General features: G+C 66.4%; 11 protein-coding genes. 3 read left to right on the top strand and 8 right to left on the bottom strand.

The window, feature by feature from the left end:
• Positions 1 to 12 precede the first annotated feature (12 nt).
• The 3 genes from BrevBR_RS15335 (at position 13) to BrevBR_RS15325 (ending at position 6413) form a co-directional block, all read left to right on the top strand.
• Positions 13 to 2868 (top strand): TonB-dependent receptor, encoded by a 2856-nt coding sequence (locus BrevBR_RS15335; RefSeq protein ID WP_445214770.1) that lies wholly within the window; start codon positions 13 to 15, stop codon positions 2866 to 2868.
• A 69-nt stretch (positions 2869 to 2937) separates the two neighbouring features.
• Positions 2938 to 4899 carry a glycoside hydrolase family 3 protein gene (locus BrevBR_RS15330; RefSeq protein ID WP_340001503.1) on the top strand — a complete coding sequence of 654 codons (1962 nt, stop codon included), beginning with the start codon at positions 2938 to 2940 and terminating at the stop codon, positions 4897 to 4899.
• 14 nt (positions 4900 to 4913) lie between these two features.
• Positions 4914 to 6413: a tryptophan halogenase family protein gene (locus BrevBR_RS15325; protein ID WP_340001502.1), complete on the top strand. Its 1500-nt coding sequence runs from the start codon at positions 4914 to 4916 to the stop codon at positions 6411 to 6413.
• Positions 6414 to 6518: 105 nt separating this feature from the next.
• Here the strand turns inward: BrevBR_RS15325 and BrevBR_RS15320 are convergent, their stop codons facing one another.
• The 8 genes from BrevBR_RS15320 to BrevBR_RS15285 all read right to left on the bottom strand — a co-directional run bounded on the left by BrevBR_RS15320 (position 6519) and on the right by BrevBR_RS15285 (position 18815).
• Entirely contained in the window at positions 6519 to 7853 is a 1335-nt protein-coding gene (locus BrevBR_RS15320; protein ID WP_340001501.1) for a sugar MFS transporter, read from the bottom strand.
• Between the two features lie 134 nt (positions 7854 to 7987).
• The gene (locus tag BrevBR_RS15315; protein ID WP_340001500.1) at positions 7988 to 9460 is read right to left on the bottom strand and encodes a tryptophan halogenase family protein; all 1473 of its coding nucleotides are present in this window, start codon (positions 9458 to 9460) and stop codon (positions 7988 to 7990) included.
• Positions 9461 to 9518: 58 nt separating this feature from the next.
• Positions 9519 to 12452, bottom strand: a complete 2934-nt coding sequence (locus tag BrevBR_RS15310) for a TonB-dependent receptor (protein ID WP_340001499.1) — start codon at positions 12450 to 12452, stop codon at positions 9519 to 9521.
• 197 nt (positions 12453 to 12649) lie between these two features.
• Positions 12650 to 13918, bottom strand: coding sequence for an MFS transporter (locus BrevBR_RS15305; RefSeq protein WP_340001498.1), 1269 nt, complete (start codon positions 13916 to 13918; stop codon positions 12650 to 12652).
• A 71-nt stretch (positions 13919 to 13989) separates the two neighbouring features.
• Positions 13990 to 16515: a glycoside hydrolase family 3 protein gene (locus tag BrevBR_RS15300; RefSeq protein WP_445214769.1), complete on the bottom strand. Its 2526-nt coding sequence runs from the start codon at positions 16513 to 16515 to the stop codon at positions 13990 to 13992.
• Between the two features lie 238 nt (positions 16516 to 16753).
• On the bottom strand, positions 16754 to 17812 hold the full coding sequence (locus BrevBR_RS15295) for a LacI family DNA-binding transcriptional regulator (RefSeq protein WP_332639994.1): 1059 nt from the start codon (positions 17810 to 17812) through the stop codon (positions 16754 to 16756).
• A 159-nt stretch (positions 17813 to 17971) separates the two neighbouring features.
• Positions 17972 to 18100, bottom strand: coding sequence for a hypothetical protein (locus BrevBR_RS15290; RefSeq protein ID WP_332639993.1), 129 nt, complete (start codon positions 18098 to 18100; stop codon positions 17972 to 17974).
• Between the two features lie 64 nt (positions 18101 to 18164).
• Entirely contained in the window at positions 18165 to 18815 is a 651-nt protein-coding gene (locus BrevBR_RS15285; protein ID WP_340001496.1) for a hypothetical protein, read from the bottom strand.
• Positions 18816 to 19051 lie beyond the last annotated feature (236 nt).

The following is a 19051-nucleotide window of genomic DNA, read 5'->3' as shown; positions in this document are numbered from 1 at the left end:
CGAGGGGTCCACATGCGCAGCGATTTTGCAGGCGTTCGTTCGCCAGCGTCCACGTCCAGGACCAGATTGGCCCTGATGTCGTCCGTGGCGGCCCTGGCTGTCGCCCTGCCGGGCGCGGCCATGGCCCAGGTTCCGCAGACGCCGCAGGACCCGGAAGCGACCGAGCTGGACGAGGTGGTCGTCACCGGCATCCGGCGCGGGATCGCGGATTCCATCAGCATCAAACGCGACGAAACCTCCCTCGTGGAAGCCGTCTCGGCCGAAGACATCGGCAAGCTGCCGGACGTCTCGATCGCCGAGTCGATCGCCCGCCTGCCCGGCCTTGCCGCTCAGCGCGTCAATGGCCGCGCCCAGGTGATCTCGATCCGCGGCCTGGCTCCGGACTTCACAACCACCCTGCTCAACGGGCGGCAGCAGGCCAGCTCCGGCGACAACCGCTCTGTGGAGTTCGACCAGTATCCGTCCGAACTTCTGTCCAGCGTGGTGATCTACAAAACGCCCGACGCCGAAATTTCGGGCATGGGCCTGTCGGGCACCGCCGACCTGCGTACGGTGCGCCCGCTGACGTTCAACCAGCGCGCCATCGCGATCAACGTCCGTGGCGAACTGATTGAAGGCGATGCGCTCAACGACGACGTCCGCAACTACGGCGGCCGGGCCTCGATCAGCTATATCGACCAGTTCGCCGACGGAACCTTCGGTCTCGCCCTCGGCTATGCCCATCTCGACTCCCCGTCGCAGAACCAGCACTACAAGGCTTATGGCTACGAGGCCTTCGGCTTCGCCGTTACGCCCGACAGCGCCGACGACGCCCTGATCCTGAACGGTCAGGAGCTGTTCGCCACCTCACGCCTCAACACCCGCGACGCTTTCATCGCCATCGCCGAATGGCGCCCGAACGATCGCCTGCACAGCATTCTCGACCTCTACTATTCCAAATTCGACCAGGAAGAGACGACGCGCGGCGCGCAATGGTTCTCGAACGGCTGGGCGGATGGCGCGACATTCACCGATGTGCAGACCGAACAGCGCGGCGGCTCGACCTTCGCGCGCAGCGGCGTCCTGAACGGCGGCGTGCCGATCATCCGCAACGACTTCAACACCCGCGAAGACGAGCTGTTCTCGATCGGACTGAACAACGAATACCAGATCGACGACCGCACCCGGGTTCGTGCAGACCTGTCCTATTCGAGCAACATCCGGGACGAGCAGATCCTCGAGACCTACGCGGGCTACGGCCGCGGCACAGGCGGCGTCACGCCGGGGACTCCGGACGTGGGCCGCACGCTGGACACCATCACCTTCGAGGTGAACGACGACGGCTATCCGACCTATTCGGAAGGGCTGAACTACGCCGACGCAAGCCAGGTTTCACTGGGCGACCGGGCGCCCTGGGGCGGCTGGGGCCACGACGGCGCCATTCGTTTCCCGCATGTCGAGGAAAGCATCTACGCCGTCGACCTGAACGCCGAACGCGATCTCGACGGCTTCTTCACGAGCGTCTCGGCCGGCGTGAACTTCGCCAATCGCGACAAGATGAAACGCGTCGACGACTTCGACCTGTTCCTGAAGAACGGGCGTCAGCAGGTTCTGGTCGATCCGCAATATCTGGAGACCCCAACCTCATTGGGCTACGCCGGATTCGGTTCGGTCCTGTCGGTGGATCTGACCCGCGCCCTGGACGTCTACTACGATCGCGCCCCGATCCTGGACGCCAACTATTTCGACAAGAACTGGGACATTGAAGAAAAGGTCACGACCTTCTTCGCCAAGGCCGATTTCGAGGGTGGACGCTTCCGCGGCAACATCGGCCTGCAGGTTGTCCAGCAGGAGCAGGAATCGACCGGCGTGGTCATCAACGGCACCGAGCCGGGCCAACCCATCGTCCCGATCTCCGTCACCAGGGGGGCGGACTATACCGACGTGCTGCCCAGCCTGAACCTGATCTACGACCTCGGCGGCGGGCACCGCCTGCGCTTCGCGGCCTCCAAGACGATGGCGCGTCCTCGCATGGACGAGATGCGAGCGAACGTGACGCCGGGCTTCAACTCGCTGGTCTGCACCGGCCAGCCCTGCGTCCCGGGCCAGACGGTCAATCCCTGGTCCGCCAGCGGCGGCAACCCCGAGCTCGAACCGTGGCGCGCCGACGCCTACGATCTCGCCTACGAATGGTACGTTAATTCCACGACCTATTTCTCGATCGCCGCCTTCTACAAGGAGCTCGAGACCTACATCTATCAACAGACCGGAACCTTCGACTTCTCCGGCATTCCCCTGCCCAGCACCGCCTCGGCGATACCGGCAGGCGTCATCATCAGCCCGATCGGTCAGATGACCTTGCCGGCCAACGGCGACGGCGGCGTGGTTCAGGGGCTCGAGGTCAGCGGAGCGCTCAACTTCGGCGCCATCTGGGAGCCGTTGGACGGCTTCGGCATGACCGGCAGCATCTCGTTCACCGAGTCCGACCTGAATCCAAGCCCGAACGGCGACGAGGTGCGGATCCCCGGCCTGTCGGGCATGGTCTACAACCTCACCGGCTACTATGAGCGCAACGGCTTCCAGGCGCGGATCAGCAAACGCTTCCGCGAAGCCTTCAAGGGCGAGGTGGTCCAGCTGTTCGCGACCCGCGGCTACACCGAAATTCTCGACGACGAGCAGATCGACGCCCAGATCGGCTACACCTTCCAGTCGGGGCAACTCGAAGGGTTGGGCGTGCTGTTCCAGGTCAACAACCTGACGAACTCGCCCTACCGCACCCGTCTGGGCCTCGATTCCGGCGGCACCACCACGGCGGACGGCGGCGCATTGCCGGAAACCTACGAGGAGTACGGCCGCCAGTTCCTGTTCGGCATCAACTACCGGTTCTAGGGCGGATCCGGAGCGGGCGCGACGTCACGGCCTGCGGGCCATCCTCCAACGTGAGTAACGAGTAGACGCATGACCTCCCTCCGACTGAAGCTCTGCGCCTCGCTTCTGGTGCTGGCCGCGTGCGCCCCCCTGCCCGCAAGCCAGGTCGTCCCGCCCGCCGCGGCGGAATGGCCCGCGCTTCAGTCCCCCACGGCGCCGGACGCGGCGATGGAACGGCGCATCGCCGCCATCGTCGCGGGCATGACCCTGGAGCAGAAGGTCGGGCAAATGACCCAGCCCGACGTGCGCTATGTCACGCCGGACGAGGTGCGCCAGTACTACATCGGCTCGGTGCTCAACGGCGGCGGCGCCTGGCCGGACATGAACAAGCACGCCACGGTCGCGGACTGGGCCGCTCTGGCCGACCGCTTCCACGATGCGGCGATGCAGACCGACATGGCGGTGAAAATCCCGCTGGTCTGGGGCACGGACGCGGTCCACGGCCACAACAACGTCTCCGGCGCCACCATCTTCCCGCACAACATCGGGCTCGGCGCGGCGCATGATCCAGCCCTGATCGAGCGGATCGGTCGGGCGACGGCCCGGCAGGTTCGGGCGACCGGCATCACCTGGACGTTCGCTCCCACCTTGGCCATCGGGCAGAACCGGCGCTGGGGGCGGACGTACGAGAGCTACTCCAGCGATCCGGCCCTGGTTGCGCGCTACGGCGAAGCGATGGTCCGCGGCCTGCAGGGCGAACTTACCGGCGACGGCGACGTCCTGGCGACGGCCAAACACTATCTGGGCGACGGCGGCACCTTTAACGGGGTCGACCAGGGCGAGACCCGGGCAACCCGCTCCGACCTGATCCGCCGCGAGGCCGTCGGCTACTACGCTGCGCTCGACGCCGGGGTGCAGACGGTGATGATCTCCTACAGCAGCTGGAATGACGTCGCCGCCGGACATGACGGCGGCAAGATGCATGGCAACCGCGAGCTGATAACCGACGTGCTGAAGGGACGGCTGGGCTTCGACGGTCTGGTGGTGTCGGACTGGAACGGCATCGAACAGGTGCCCGGCTGCACGAGAGTCAGTTGCCCGCAGGCGATCAACGCCGGGATCGATCTGATCATGGTGCCCGAGGACTGGAAGGCCTTTATCGCCAGCACGGTCGCCGACGTCCGGGAGGGCCGCATTCCGCAGTCGCGCATTGATGACGCCGTCACCCGCATCCTGCGCGTGAAGATGCGCTCCGGCCTGTTCGAGCGCGAGCCTTCGGCCAGCATCTTCAACGGCCGCGCCGAGGCTGTAAACGCCGCCGACCTGGCGCGCGAAGCCGTGCGCAAATCGGTCGTCCTGCTCAAGAACGAGAACCGGGCCCTCCCGCTTGCTCACGGCCGCAGGATTCTGGTGGTCGGCGCCAGCGCCGACAGCCTGTCCAACCAGACCGGCGGCTGGTCGCTGACCTGGCAGGGCACGGAGAACACCAACGCCGACTTCGCCACCGGCTCGACGCTGCTCGGGGCCCTGCGCCGGCAGCTGGGCGAGGCCAATGTGACGTATTCCGCCGACGGCGCCGGCGTGAACGTCGCTGACTTCGACGTTGTCGTGGCTGTGCTGGGCGAGACGCCCTACGCTGAATACAACGGCGACGTCCGCTTCCCGAAACCGGTGCAGCACAGCGCGCTGTATCCCGCCGACCTCGCCGTCCTGCGCGCTGTGGCGGGCAAGGGCGTGCCGGTCGTCTCGGTGCTGTATTCGGGGCGGCCAGCCTACGCCAACGACCTTATCAACCTGTCCGACGCCTTCGTCGCGGCCTTCCTGCCGGGCACCGAAGGCGCCGGTCTCGCCGACGTCCTGACCGGCGGGCGCCATGACTTCACCGGCCAGCTGTCCTTCGCCTGGCCCGGCTCGGCCTGCAGCACCGGCGAAGGACCCGGCGACGTCGTCCAGTTCGCGCGCGGCTACGGCCTCAGCTACGCCGACGCAGGGCGAGTCGGTTCCCTCCCCTTGCCCGCGACCCCCACGGCCTGCCAAACCTCCGCTCCATAGGGCGGACCCGGACCATGCAGCAGCTCAAGCGGATTCTGATCGTCGGAGGCGGAACGGCCGGCTGGATGACCGCCGCCCTGATGTCGAAGCTGTTCAAGGGCCTGTACGAAATCACCCTGATCGAATCCGAGGCCATCGGCATCATCGGCGTCGGCGAGGCGACGATCCCCGCGATCAAGAAATACAACGAACTGCTGGGCCTCGACGAAAACGAGTTCATGCAACGCACCCAAGGCAGCTTCAAGCTGGGCATCCAGTTCGTCGATTGGTGGAAGCAGGGCGCCAGCTACATTCACGGGTTCGGCGTCATCGGCCGGGATCTGGAATGGCTGCGCTGCCACCAGTATTGGCTCAAGTTGAACGCCCAGGGGGCGGCCTCGGACTTCGCCAACTATTCGATCAACACCGCGGCCGCGCTCGAGAACAAATTCATGCGGGCCGATCCGAAGATGGCGGACTCGCCGCTGGGCCACATCGCCCACGCCTTCCATTTCGACGCCGCCCTGTACTCCAAATATCTGCGCGGCCTCGCGGAGGCGTCGGGCGTGCGACGGCGCGAGGGCAAGGTCGCCGATGTGACTCTACGCGGCGAGGACGGCTTCGTGCAGTCCGTGACCATGGATGACGGCGCGGTGATCGAGGCCGACCTGTTCATTGACTGCTCCGGCTTCCGCGGCCTGATCATCGAGCAGGCGATGAAGACCGGCTATGAGGACTGGACGCACTGGCTGCCGTGCGATCGGGCCATGGCGGTTCCCTGCGCGCGCGTCGAACCCTTCACCCCCTACACGCGCTCTACGGCCCGACCCGCGGGCTGGCAGTGGCGCATTCCGTTGCAGCACCGCACCGGCAACGGGCACGTCTATTCCAGCCAATATATGGAGGACGACGAGGCCGAGCGGATTCTATTGTCCGGTCTGGATGGGGAGCAGCTCGCGGAACCCAATCGGCTTCGCTTCGTCACCGGAAAGCGCAAGCGGATCTGGAACAGGAACTGCGTTGCGATCGGCCTGGCCAGCGGCTTCCTCGAACCCCTGGAGTCGACCAGCATCCATTTGATCCAGTCGGCCATCGTTCGCCTGGTCCGCCTGTTCCCCGACGCCGGTTTCGATCCCGCCACGATCGCCGAGTTCAATCGTCAAAGCGACTTCGAATACGAGCGCATCCGCGACTTCATCATCCTGCACTACAAGGCCACCGAGCGGGACGACACGCCATTCTGGCGCTACTGCCGCGACATGGAGATTCCGGACACCCTCCAGCGCAAGATCGACCTGTTCCGGGCCAATGGACGGATTTTCCGCGAGGACGAGGAACTGTTCGCCGAAGAAAGCTGGATCCAGGTCTTCCTCGGTCAGGGCGTCATCCCCCGCGCCTGGGACCCGCTGGTCGAGATCAAGTCCGGAAGCGAGCTTCTGACCTTCCTGGGCGGCGTGGAAGAGGTCATCCGGAAATGCGTGGCGGTCATGCCGTCGCACGCCGCCTATATCGCGCGAACCTGCCCGGCGGCCTAGCCACCGACCGGGCCGATCCGCGAGACGTTGCCGCCAGGAGACCTGCAAGGCTCACACGGCGCGCCGCCCCTGCCCGCTGGGTTCAAATCTGAAGCCCTCCGCGGGTCAGCCCGGCAGATCGCTTGTCCCGAGCGCCGGCGACAAGGGTCTGCGGGCGAACAGCCCGAAGAGGGCGATTGCGGCATAGCAGGCCGCCGGCAGCAGGAAGGCGATCGCGAGGCTTCCGGTGACGTCGGCCAGGTGGCCCGTCAGCGGCGGCACGATGGCCCCGCCCACGATCGCCATACATATGACGCCGGACCCTTCCGCGGCGCGTCGGCCCAGGCCTTCGCTGGCGAGGCTGAAGATCGTGGGGAACATGATCGAGTTCATCAGTCCGACAGCCAGGAGGGAATAGCCGGCGACCAAGCCTGTCGTGCCGCCGGAGATCAGAATCAATGCGATGGCGCCGGCAGCCGCCGCCACGAGGACCAGACCGGGCGGAAAAATCCGCAACAGGCCGGCGCCGATGAACCGGCCCACCAACGCCCCGCCCCAGTAAATCGGGACGTGCTTGCCCGCGGCCTGTTCAGCCAGCCCCAGCACGTCTGCCTGCATGAGGTAGTTCACGATCAGGGACCCGATGGCCACCTCGGCCCCGACATAGAGGAAGATGCACAGGGCGCCGAAGCCGAACCGGCGTTGCCGGAGCAGCCCGAAGGCCCTCAGGATGCCGCCCGTTTGCTCCTGCTGTTCCTTCAACCGGTTGCGCCGGGCCCAGACCACGGCCGCCACCAGAAGCAGCGCCACCGCGAGCCCCAGGTAGGTGGTGACAACCACGCGGGTTTCCTGCTCGCGGTAGGCGTCGAGCGCCTGGCCGGACAGGGTGGACACATCAACGGTCGACAAGGCTCCCAGGATCAGGATCGAGCCCACGAACGGAAAGATGGTCGTGCCCAGCGAATTGAAAGCTTGCGCGAAGGTCAGGCGGCTATGGGCTGTGCGCGCTGGTCCCAGAAGGGAAATCAGAGGATTCGCCACGACCTGGACAATGGTAATTCCGCTCGCCAGGACGAAAAGAGCCAGCAGAAAGACCCCGAAAGTGGCCGACTGGGACGCCGGAATGAACAGGATGCACCCGGCGGTCATCGTCACCAGCCCGATAGCGGCGGTACGCATGTAGCCGTACTTGCGGACGATCGCCGCGCCGGGGATCGACACCAGGAAATAAGCGGCGAAGAACGCCGACTGAACCAGCAAGGCCTGGAAATAGGTCAGCGTGAACAAGTCCTTCAACTTGGGAATGATCACGTCGTTCAGGCTGGTGATCCCGCCGAAAATAAAGAACAGCGCGAACACGAAAATCCGCAGATCGGGGGCGTCGACGTGGACGCCGGACGAAGTATCGGGCGCCGGATCGGTGCTGCTGACCGGGACGATGGGAGGCGGAGCTGTCGTCATGATTTCCTGCTGTCAGTGATCTATCCAGCGCCAGAGCGCCCGATGGGCAACCTTTTCCGTCATCGAGGTTGCTGATTGTGGCGGAGATGGCAGCCCAACGCACCCGGGAACCGGCGCGCGCGCGGCAGGGCGTATCACCGCGCAGCCGCCACGCCGCCCCGGACGTCGCTCGCCAACTGGTCCAACACGCCGCGCACGGCCTGGGCGTCGGACAGGCAGGTCAGGGGATCAGGGTTGCGCGGACGCAGACCGAGGCCGTGAAGGACATAGTACCAGTTGACGTCGGCGAAGAGGTCGCCCTGCCGGCAGGGGGAGCGCCCGCTGGCTCGGTAGAGGTCTATCCGCGCCCTGAGACTGTCCGGCAGGGGCTGGCTGGTCACATCGCGCCAGAAGGGCGTGTCGCGCCGCTCGCTGAGACAGTAGTGAGCCAGGATGAAGTCCCGGATCGTGTCGTACTCCTCGATCAAGGCGGCGTTGTAGGCGGCGATGTTGGTCGGGTCGAACGACCGGTCGGGGAAGTGGTCGAGCAGCTTGTAAAGGCCGCTGGTCACCAGGTGGATGCTGGTCGATTCCAGCGGCTCCAGGAAACCCGAGGCCAGGCCCAGGGCGACGACATTGCCCTTCCAGAAGGCCTTGCGCCGGCCGGTGGTGAACCGCAGCTGGCGAGGCTCGGCGAGGAAGTCGCCGCCTACCTGTCGGGCCAGGTCGTCAAGCGCCGCCTGATCCTCAATGTGGCGGCTGGAATAGACATAGCCGTTGCCGACCCGGTGCTGCAGCGGAATGCGCCAGCGCCAGCCGGCGTCCAGCGCCTGCGACAGGGTATAGAGCTGGGCCTGGCCCGTCAGGGCGGTGGGGCCGGCGACCGCCCGGTCGCACGGCAACCAGTGGGTCCAGTCCTCATAACCGGCGGCCATGGCGCCTTCGATCAGCAGGCCGCGAAAGCCCGAGCAATCTATGAACAGATCGGCCGCGAGCCGGTCGCCCTCGCGGAAGACCAAGGCGTCGACATGACCCTCCGCAGTGCGCCTCGTCTCCACCACGGTGCGTTCCAGGCGTTCGACGCCCCGGCCTTCGGCAACCTTGCGCAGGGTGCGCGCGACCAGGGCCGCGTCGAAATGCAGGGCATAGCGCAGTCCGGCGCGGGCCAGGCCCGCCTTTGGATCGGGCGGCGTGAACCGGCCCGCCTGGGCGAGCGCGGCCCCCAGACTGAAGTCCACGACGCCGCGCGGTTCCCCCCGGGCGGCCGCGCGCTGGAGGTGGTGATGGAAGGGTCGACGGTCGATGACGCAGCCGAACGAGCCGAACGGGTGCCAGTAGTGTTCGCCGACGTCTTTCCAGTCCTGGAAACGAATGCCCAGCTTGATGGTCGCCTGGGTCTCGCGGACGAACATGTCCCGATCTACGCCGACCAGATCGAGGAAGTCGAGGATGGGCGGGATGGTCGCCTCACCGACCCCGACAATGCCGATCTCGGCGGATTCGACCACTGTAATGCGGACATCCGAGCCGCGGAGCGCATGGTTCAGCAGCACCGCCGACATCCAGCCCGCCGTACCGCCGCCAACGACTGCGATGGACCGGATCGCCCCGGGCTCGATCTGCGTCATGTCAGAAATCCCGGAACGCGGCGCGGACGGCGAGTGCTCCGCCGTCCGCGCCGGATACTCAACGTCCGAGCGTGAACCGCGCGCCCAGCGAAATGCGACGCTCGCCCGTCGCATAGCGGAAGGGCAGGTTCTCGAACTGGAGGTACCGACCCGTCGATTCCTCGGTCAGGTTTATGCCTTCCAGCACCACCTTGATGTCCTCGGTGACGGAGTAGGCGATCTGGCCGTCCAACTGGCCGTATGCCCGTTCCCAAGTCGACAGATTGTGCGAGTCCGCACCCGATCCGAAGGCGAAATTGCCCTGGTAGCTCTTGTCGCGCCACGCATAGGACAGCCGCGCCTCAAAGCCGTAGCCTTCGTAATAGCCCTGAAGGTTGAAGGCGTGTTTGGCCACGCCAGGGATCGGCAGGTTGTCCTCAAAGTCCGAGAAGTTTGAGCTCTCCGAGTCCGAGAATGTGTAGTTGGCGTTGAACCCGAAGCCGTTGTCGAAGGCGTACTGGGCGGCCAGTTCGACGCCCTGGATCGTGCCGCCTTCTCCATTCACGGGCTGGGTGAAGATGCCCACGGTCGAGCCCGCGACCGAGCCGTCGGCCACGCGCCGGGACACGGTGTCGGTCTGGATGAAGCTGTCCACGCTCTTGTAGAAGAGCGCCGCCGACAGAAGGCCTTGCGATCCGAAATACCGCTCGTACGCGATGTCGTATTGGGACGCGCGATAAGGATCCAGCTCGGTGTTGCCGCCGTTGCCGTTCGTATAGATGAACCTGTCAAGGTCCGGCCCCGGCGTTGTGCTGCGGGTGAAGTTGAAGTTCGACCCCTGGCCCAGTTGGAACAGGTTCTGACGCGAAACGACGCGGGCGGCGGAGACCCGGATCTTGTCTGTCTCGCTGACCTCCAGCACCCCGGTCGCGCTCGGCAGGACATCGGTGTACTCGCGCCGCGTGGTGACCGCGACGGGATTGGCCAGCACGCCGTTCCAGCTGTCGGTGCCGTGATAGTAGGCGCCTGAGACGGGGGTCTGGCTGGAGTCGATTCCGAGCTCGGTCTTGATGACCCTTGCCCCGGCGTTGATGTGGAACCGGTCCTCGGCCTCGCCCACATCGACCATGAGATAGCCCGAGGTGGTCTTCTCCTCGACCATGAAGGACTCGACCGGATCCCGGAAGAAGGTGAAGGGGGTCGACGGATAGAGGGCCTCGATCCAGGCGACCGGATTGCGCATCTGGTCGCGGTTCTGCACCAGGGCGGCGATGCCGCCGATCGTCACGGCCTCGAACCGTTCGGGATTCGTGGCAGCGGTCTGGTAAGGCGTGATCAGGGCGGGGGAATCGCCAAACCGGGCGCCGGGCGAGCAGACCGGCCGGCCGGGCGTGCCGACGGGCAACTCGCAGGACTTGTAGCCGATTGCCCCGTCCTGGAAGTAGCCGAAGGGTGTCCAGTCGCCCAGCCCGAGCGCGTGGGCGTCGAGTTCACCCTTGCCGGAGTAGTCCGCCAGATAGCGCCCGTATTCGGAGTCGACGGTGCGCTCCGCATAGCGGACGCCGAAGCTGATGGTCAGGCCCTGCGTAAAGTCCGGCGAATATTCCAGGTCCGCACGCAGCGAGGCGTTCTCGATCTCGGTGTTCTCGCCGAAGACCCAGTGCGATTTGGCGAAGACCGAAGTCGGGGTGGTGAACTGAGCAGGGTTGGCCGGGGTGAAGGTCGGATTGTCGCCGTTGAGATAGCTGTAGGTGAAGGTCGCCGGCGCCGTCGGGTTCGGTACGAAGCCGGCCGCCGTACCGTTGCGCACCGTGTATTGGGTGTAGCGGACGTCGCTGTTGCCGCTGGTGCTTTCGTAGTCACCCGTCGACCAGGCCGCCCTTACGCTGCCGCGCAGGGATCCACCGTTGTCCCAATCGGCCGCGAGCTGGAAATTGTCGGTGCTGGCCTCAGCGTTCTGGACGAAGGATATGGCCTCCGCCGAGTTCGCCGTCACCGTGCCGCTTTCCAGCACGTCGTTGTCGCCAACCGTCAGGTTCGCCGCCGCATAGGTGGCGTTCTCATTGGCGAAGGGGAATTTGATCGAGGCTTCCTGGGTCAGGATCGACAGGTCGGAATGGAACCAGTCGGCGGTCAGCGACAGCGAGTCGCTGACCTGAAGGTCCGCATTCAGCGAATACCCGATCCGTTCCCGCTCCTGATCCCGGTTGGTGGCGTAGCGGTATTCGGGCGACCAGATGTTGCGCGCCGGGCCGCTGCTGACGGGACGCCCGAGGTAGGCCCAGCCGCCGCGGTTCTCGCCGCCCAGGACCTCGGTGAAGATGTCGGTCTTGTCGTATGAAACGGTGCCCAGGATGGCGAGCCGATCGCCGAAGCGGTGGCCGACCACCAGAGATCCGGTCGGGTTCCAGTCGCCGTCGTCGCCATTCATGTTGCCACGCAGGTCCCCGGCGATCAGATTGTCGCTGCGCAATGTGCGGGCGCGCCGGGTCTGCAGGTCGATGATCCCGCCCAGACCGCCTTCCAGGAGGGAGGCGTCCGGCGACTTGTAGACATCCACTCCGCCGATCAGTTCCGAGGGGATGCCTTCGAGGGAGCTGTCCTGACGGATGTTGCCTTCGCCCAACCGGAAAATTTCCAGGCCGGTGACGAAGATGTCTCCATTGAGCAGCGTGACGTTCTGGTCGAGGCCCCGGATGCGAACCTTGGTGCCTTGGCCGTTTTCGCGGTCGATCTGGATCCCCGCCAGCCTTTGCAGGGACTCGGCGATGTTCTGGTCCGGGAACTTGCCGATGTCCTCGGCCGTAATGGATTCGATGATCAGATTGGACTCGCGCTTGGCGTTCAGCGCGTCGGCCAGTGAGGCGCGGAACCCTGTGACAATAACCTCGTCCAGGGTCGTTTCGTCCTGCGGTTCCGGAGTTTGTGCAAAAGCCGGCGCGGTGGCGGCCAGCACGCCGGCTGAGGCCGCGGTCATGAGAATCGCGCGGATGTGGCGTCGTTGAGTGAGCATGGATCCCTCCCCTTAACGGAATGACCGTTCGCGACAGCAGCCCGCAATGAGGCTCCGACGCGGTGATTTCCGCGAGCGCGTAAGCGCTTCTTCCCAAGTTCAATCCGGTCTCTTGATCGCCGGTAACGCTACAAGGCCCCAAAAAGACAGCGCTGTCAATCGAAGTCGGCAAGGGCCGTTCAACGGCCTCCCCCGGCCTACCGAACGCCCTTGATAACGGCGATGACGCCGCCTCCGGCGAGAGCGAAAAGCGCGGCGGCGACGTAGGTCAGGATGAAGCTCTGGCCGGCGTTGGCCTGAAAGATCACGATACCGAGGGCGGGGGCGGCGATCTGGGGCAGGACGTTGGCGACATTGATCAGGCCAAGGTCGCGCCCCGCGCGTTCCGGTCGCGGTAGAATTTGCGCCACCAGTGCGATGTCGACGGTCGAGTAGAGGCCGAGCCCGGCCCCGAACAGCGCCTGGCCGACCAAGGGGCCGGGCCAGGCCGGAAAGGCGGCCATCGCCAGCAGGCCGGCGGCCAGCAGGACGCCGCTGGCGACCACGAAAACCTTCCGCCGCTCGATCCGGTCGGACCAGACGCCGCCGACGATGCCGGCCACCATCGAGGTCGCCGTCCAGGCCGCCAGCAGCCACCCGAACACCGTGTCGACTGAGTCGACGCCGAACCGTTCGATCAGGGGATCGGACTGCTGGACATAGTAGAGCAGATAGAGCGCGTTCATGGCCACGGCGACCTGGACCAGCAGGCGCGAGACAAAGGCGATGCGGAAGTCCGAGCTTCGCAGCGCCTCCAGCGAAAAGCGCGCGCGGGGGCCGGCGGAAGGCGGCGCGGCGGGTTCGCGGACCCACAGCAGCAGCGGTGTCAGGAGCAGGCAGATGGCTGCGCCGGTTACAGCAAACCGCCACACGGAACCGCTGAGCAGGATCGCCACCACCAAGGAGGTGAACAAGGTCGCGGTCGGCTGGGCCGTACCGAGAAGAGCCGAGGCCACGCCCTTCTGCCGATCCGGCACGAGATCGGGAAGCAGGGCGACGAGCGGCCCGAAGACGGCGTTCAGCCCCACCTGGAACAGGACGACCCCCAGGATCAGGCCGAGACCCGTCTCGGCGCCGTGGATGACGGCATAGGCGGCGAGGGTCAGCAGAAGACCCAGAGCGATCCACGGGCGTCGTCGGCCGAAGCGACTGCGAGTCGCATCGCTGAGCGAGCCAAACACGATGTTGGCCAGTCCGCACGCCGCACCGCCCCACAGCGCCGCCTGGCTGAGCAGCACGACCTTTCCGGCCGGATCGACGTCTTCGGCCTTGAGCGGCAGGAGAAAGTTGAGGAGGGGAACGAAGGCGACGAAGACGGCTGTCTGGGCAAGGGTCAGGCAGGCCAGCGTCCCTTTGGAAACCGGCGCTGAACGGTCCACGGCGGCTGGACGCGGCTCGGCGGGCCGGTCATCCGGCGAAAACGACATGCGGCACGCCCCCGATCCGACTCGACTTCGCGCATGGTCGCGGCCCGCGCGGCGAGGCGCAACCGCCATCCTCAGGCGGCGGGACAGACCGCGATACTGTCGTGTGACGCCAACTGTATTTCGGAAACCGAGACTGTCATGGCTTCGTCCGTGGTCAGAACGAAGGGCGTGTCGACAGCGGCGACATCGGTTCCGGCGGCCCTGAAGCAGGACAGGCGGATGCGCAGGATGCGCCAGTCGCCGATCGGGGCCCCGCGGAGGATCTCACCGATGTCGACCGCGCCCTCCCCCATCGCCAGGGACACACGTCCCGGAGGCGGGGCGTCGACACGGTAGCGGAAGGACAGGGTCAGTTCGCCGTTGCTCTGACGCGAGAGGTCCACCGGGGGACCATTGACGGCCACGATCGCCTCCTGTCCGCCGGCGTAGGCCAGCTGACGGCCGCTTTCCTGGGCCAGATCGTCGACGGGACGCACCGAGACGCCGGCGCGGGGGCTGACTCCCGTACGGCCGTCGCTGGACCGGGTTTCGCCGCCCGTGTCCCTGAGCGACAGGCTCCAGGGCGAGACGATCCGGCCATCCACCAGATAGCGGTCGACGGCGCCGGTCGACCCGGACACGCCGCTTTCTTCCGACAGACGCGCCACGGCGGCCGGGCGCGCATAGCTGAGGCCGTAACCATAGGCGAACTGCGGGTCGTAGCCGGGCTCTCCCCGATTCAGCGGAGTCCCTTCGGCAGACCTGGGCCAGCTAAACGACAGGGTTCCGCTGAAGTCGTGACGTGCGCGCCCGTCAGGCCCCGCCACGATCACATCGGCTACTCCTCCCCCCTCCGTGCCGGGCAGCCAGGCCGCGACGAAGGCGTCGGAAGCGTTGATTTCCGGATTGGTCCACATCGGCCGGCCCGACAGGAAGATCGAGACCGTCGGCACGCCCGCGGCCTTCAATCGACGCAACGTCTCAAGGGGCGTGGCGGGCAGATAATCCAGGGTTTCCAGATCGCCCTGGAACTCGGCGTAGGGCGTTTCGCCGAACACCACCACGGCGACGTCGGGCCGCTCCGCGAAGCTTCCGTCCGGGCTGAGGACGGCCGTGCCGCCCGCGGCCTTCACGGCCTCCTCGATGCCGCTCCAGATCGATTGGCCATTGGGGAAGTCGGCGTTCGAATTGCCCGTGCCCTGCCAGGTCAGGGTCCAGCCTCCGGAGGCCTGGCCGATGTCGTCGGCCGTCCCGGCCACCAGCACGCGCGCGCCCGCCCGGATGGGAAGGACGCCGCCCTCGTTCTTCAGCAGCACCAACGACTTGCGCACCGCTTCCCGCGCGAGGGCCCGATGCTCGGGCGAGCCCAGCACCGAAAGATCACCCTCCATCGGTCGTTCGTCCCGGAACAGGCCGGCCTTGACCTTGACCCGAAGGATGCGCCGCACGGCCTCGTCCAGGCGCGCGCCCGAAATCTCGCCCGACCGCGCCTGGGCCAGGGTGTTCTCGTACAGCGGCCGCCAACTGTCCGGCGCCATCAGCATGTCGATGCCGGCGTTGATCGCCAAAGGGCAACTCTCGTTCGAGCAGCCGGGCAGCTGGCCATGCGCGTTCCAGTCCGACACCACCAGACCGTCGAAGCCCAGCGGCCCGCGCAGGACATCCGTCAGCAACGTCTCGTTGCCGGACAGTTTCAGCCCGTTCCAGCTGGAAAAGCTGGCCATGACCGACAGAACGCCCGCATCAATCGCGGCGGGATAGCCGCCCAGGTGGATGTCGATGAGCGCCTGTTCAGAGCCGACGAAATCGCCCTGGTCCACGCCCTTATCTGTTCCGCCGTCCGCCAGGAAATGCTTGGCCGATCCGGCGATATGGCCGGGCTCCAGCGGCTGGCCCGCCCGCAGCTCGCCCTGCAGCCCCAGGGTCATCGGTCCGGCATAGGCGCGCTGGACCTCGGGGTCCTCGGAATAGCCCTCATAGGTCCGGCCCCATCGGTCGTCGCGCGGCGCCGCCAGAGTTGGCCCGAAGGTCCAGTCGGCGCCTGTCGCCGCGACCTCGATCGCCGTCGCGCGGCCGATGCGGCGGATCAGTTCGGGGTCGCGCGCGGCGCCCAGGCCGATGTTGTGGGGAAAGATGGTGGCGCCGACGACATTGTTGTGTCCGTGCACGGCGTCGATGCCGTAGATCAGCGGCACGCGTGCGCCGGGCCGCGCTGCGGATGCGGTGCGGAAGGCGCGAGCCAGATCAACCCAGGCCCGGGCCGGGGCGCGCTCGTTCCCGCCGGGAGAGGAATTGCCCCCCGCCAGAATCGATCCCAAGGGGTAGCGAGCCAGATCGCCGGGCGTGATGGCGGCGATATCGGCCTGAATCAGCTGGCCGACCTTTTCCTCAAGGGTCATGCGCGCCAGCAGGTCGTCGATGAAGGCCTCCGTCCGGGCGTCGCTCATGGCGGAGGGCGACGCCGCGCGGGGCCACAGGCCGGGATGAGCCCGCGTCGCCCCCGTCACCCGCGATGCTTCGGGCGTGACGTAATTGGTCTGGGCCAGAGCCGGATCGGCTAGCGTTCCGAAGACGGCGGTCGCCAAGGCCAGAAGGGGTAAGGCTCTGCGCATGGTCATCCTCGCACACGGTCGTCGGAAAGATGCGCCGCGGCGCATCAGCCGCGGCGAAGGTCGTTCAGGAGTCGTTTCAGGAAACGATCACGGGATCGCCGGGTCATGACGAAGGGCCCACCCGGCGAAGGCGACCAGACAGGCCGGCCGAATTCCATGACGATTCCCGAGCCTTGTTCATCGGCTCTCCCGGCGGGACTAAACAACCAATATGACAGCGCTGTCAACGCCGCTGGCGCGGCGATCATCCGGCCGGGGCGCTGGCCGTCGACGCCCGTGCGATCAATCGGTAAGGGACGACCACCGGAGCCCGGACCTCGGCAGGATCGAGACGAGCCCGGAGAGGGGGGGTCAGCCGCTGGACGGCCGCGGCGGCCATCTCGGCCACAGGTTGGTGAATTGTGGTGAGGGTCGGGTTGCTGAACATGGCGCTGGGCCAGTCGTCGAAGCCCGCGACAGAGAGATCCTGAGGAACCCGAAGACCTCGCGCCACCGCACCTTGGATGGCCCCCAGCGCCATGTCGTCGCTTGACCCGAACACAGCGGTCGGGCGAACCGGCGCGGCCAGCAATCTGGCGATGCCCGCCACCCCGGCCGCGAAGGTGAAATCACCCCCGGCTATCGCCTCGTCGGGAACGTCCAGCCCATGCGCCGCCATCGCCGCCATGAATCCTTCCAGGCGCAACCGGCTGGCCGAATAGAGCGGCGGGCCGCCGATGAAGCCGATCCGGCGATGGCCCAGGCCGATCAGGTGCTCGGTCATGTCGTACGCCGCCTGACGCTCGTCCATGGAGACGAGGATGCCGCGATCCAGTTCGTGCTCGGCGCCGATCCGTGCATAGGCCACGCCGGAGGCGTCAAGAACATCCAGCACCACGGAGAGGTCCGAGTTCGGCGGCGTGAGCAGCACGCCCTCCGGCCGGATCGAAGACAGCAGCGACGAAAGGTCCCGCCGCAGCGTGGGCGAGGCGTAGTCCACCATCTCGACCATCAGATGGTAGTCGACCTGACGCAGTTCCATCAGGACGCCCAGTTCGAGCCTGCTGAGATAGTCGTTGCCGCTGCCGCTGCGCCAATGCTGAATGGTCAGGCCCGCATCGACGAGGGCCGCGATCACCGAGGACGACGATCCGGCCAGACCGCGCGCCGACAGGCTGCGTCGGTAGCCCAGATCCTCGACAGCCTTGCCGACCTTCGCTTTCAGGGAATCGCTGACGTTGGGCTCGCCGTTCAGAACGCGGGACACCGATTTGATGGACACGCCCGCCGCGGCTGCGACGTCATAGATGGTGGACCCTGCCATTCGCCTTCCCGACCGAGGGGCCCGCGCGCGGGCCGCCTCCGCCCTGTCGCATCCCGCCGGGCCGAGAGCAACAGGCAGGCGCTGTGCGGCTGGATGCCGTCGCTGTCGGCCCGCCCTGCTCTCGCCGTCCCGGCCGACGCCCGTGCGGAGGCGCGCGCGTCAGCGCCTGGACACCGCCGCCGGCGACAAGCGATGTCGGCCAAGGATCGACACTCCACGGACGGGCATCAGGAAGGTCAGGAAGAAGGCGATGATCATCAGCAGGATCGGAAGGGTGTCGTCTGCCACGGCCGGCTCCTTTGTTGGACGGTTGCAGGAGTAGCCGCTCGACGCAGGAGGGCATTGATCGGCGTCAAACGGGATGGGTCTGCGTCGACCTGCCTGATCCGTCCGGCTTCGCCGCCGGATCGACGTCCATGGGTTCTGTTCGGAGGCGCTTGCGGAACTCCTCGAGCCGGGCGCGATAGCCTTCGGCGTCGCCGTATTCGAGGAACTGGTAGTAGCGCAGGTGAGGATCGGTGATGGCGAGAGCGTGTTTGATGGGGCACCAGTATTGCTCGGTGCGGCTGGAGATCTCCCGAACGTAGGCGACGACCCCGTTGGCGTACTCGCAGTAGAGGCAATTCAGCGCCTCGACCGCATTCAGGTAACCCAGCCTGCCCCGATCGACGACGATGTAGCGTGACCGGCGGACGCGCGGAATCCGGTAGGCTCGAAAACAGATCGCCTGGTAGAGCGAGGCCCAGGCGTCGATCAGCAGGATCGGAATGATCAGGGAATAGATCAGCGGCGCAGTGACGATCGTGGTCAGGGTCGAGCGGGCCATGAAGGCTCCAACGCCGAGGCGCAGCTGGCGGTGGCGCTGGGTGATCCCGTGCTCGAATTCGACCAGGCTTTCGTTCAACCTCCAGCCCAGGTCCTCCCGGCGCTTCTCGATCTCGCGATCGAGTTCGGCCTGCAGCCGGACGATTTCTCCGGCCAGATGCTCAATGCGTCGGGGCATGGGGGTTTCCGGTCCGGCCTGTTCAGCCACGCATGCCAGATGGGTGGATCGATCATCGTGACATGGATCAAGGCGCCTGGTCCGGCGATGGCCCTCTCGGGCAAATCCGCAGCGGGAGCAGCCTCGTTCCGGGGCGGAGCCAGCCGGCCGGGGGGCAGTCCTGATCGCCTCCGGTGATGTCCTTAGGGAGAGCTCCCGAATGTTGCGGACCCTTGGGTCGGCCTAACCCTGTCTGC

The organism is Brevundimonas sp. BR2-1 (assembly GCF_037626195.1).
Lineage (GTDB): Bacteria > Pseudomonadota > Alphaproteobacteria > Caulobacterales > Caulobacteraceae > Brevundimonas.
The sequence above is the reverse complement of the archived record's forward strand: the minus strand, read 5'-3'. Positions and strand labels throughout refer to the sequence as shown.

Excerpts from the sequence above, each read along its gene's own strand:
- BrevBR_RS15335 (WP_445214770.1), top strand. The coding sequence starts at position 13 with ATGCGCAGCGATTTTGCAGGCGTTCGTTCGCCAGCGTCCACGTCCAGG.
- BrevBR_RS15330 (WP_340001503.1), top strand. The coding sequence starts at position 2,938 with ATGACCTCCCTCCGACTGAAGCTCTGCGCCTCGCTTCTGGTGCTGGCC.
- BrevBR_RS15325 (WP_340001502.1), top strand. The coding sequence starts at position 4,914 with ATGCAGCAGCTCAAGCGGATTCTGATCGTCGGAGGCGGAACGGCCGGC.
- BrevBR_RS15320 (WP_340001501.1), bottom strand. The coding sequence starts at position 7,853 with ATGACGACAGCTCCGCCTCCCATCGTCCCGGTCAGCAGCACCGATCCG.
- BrevBR_RS15315 (WP_340001500.1), bottom strand. The coding sequence starts at position 9,460 with ATGACGCAGATCGAGCCCGGGGCGATCCGGTCCATCGCAGTCGTTGGC.
- BrevBR_RS15310 (WP_340001499.1), bottom strand. The coding sequence starts at position 12,452 with ATGCTCACTCAACGACGCCACATCCGCGCGATTCTCATGACCGCGGCC.
- BrevBR_RS15305 (WP_340001498.1), bottom strand. The coding sequence starts at position 13,918 with ATGTCGTTTTCGCCGGATGACCGGCCCGCCGAGCCGCGTCCAGCCGCC.
- BrevBR_RS15300 (WP_445214769.1), bottom strand. The coding sequence starts at position 16,515 with ATGACCATGCGCAGAGCCTTACCCCTTCTGGCCTTGGCGACCGCCGTC.
- BrevBR_RS15295 (WP_332639994.1), bottom strand. The coding sequence starts at position 17,812 with ATGGCAGGGTCCACCATCTATGACGTCGCAGCCGCGGCGGGCGTGTCC.
- BrevBR_RS15285 (WP_340001496.1), bottom strand. The coding sequence starts at position 18,815 with ATGCCCCGACGCATTGAGCATCTGGCCGGAGAAATCGTCCGGCTGCAG.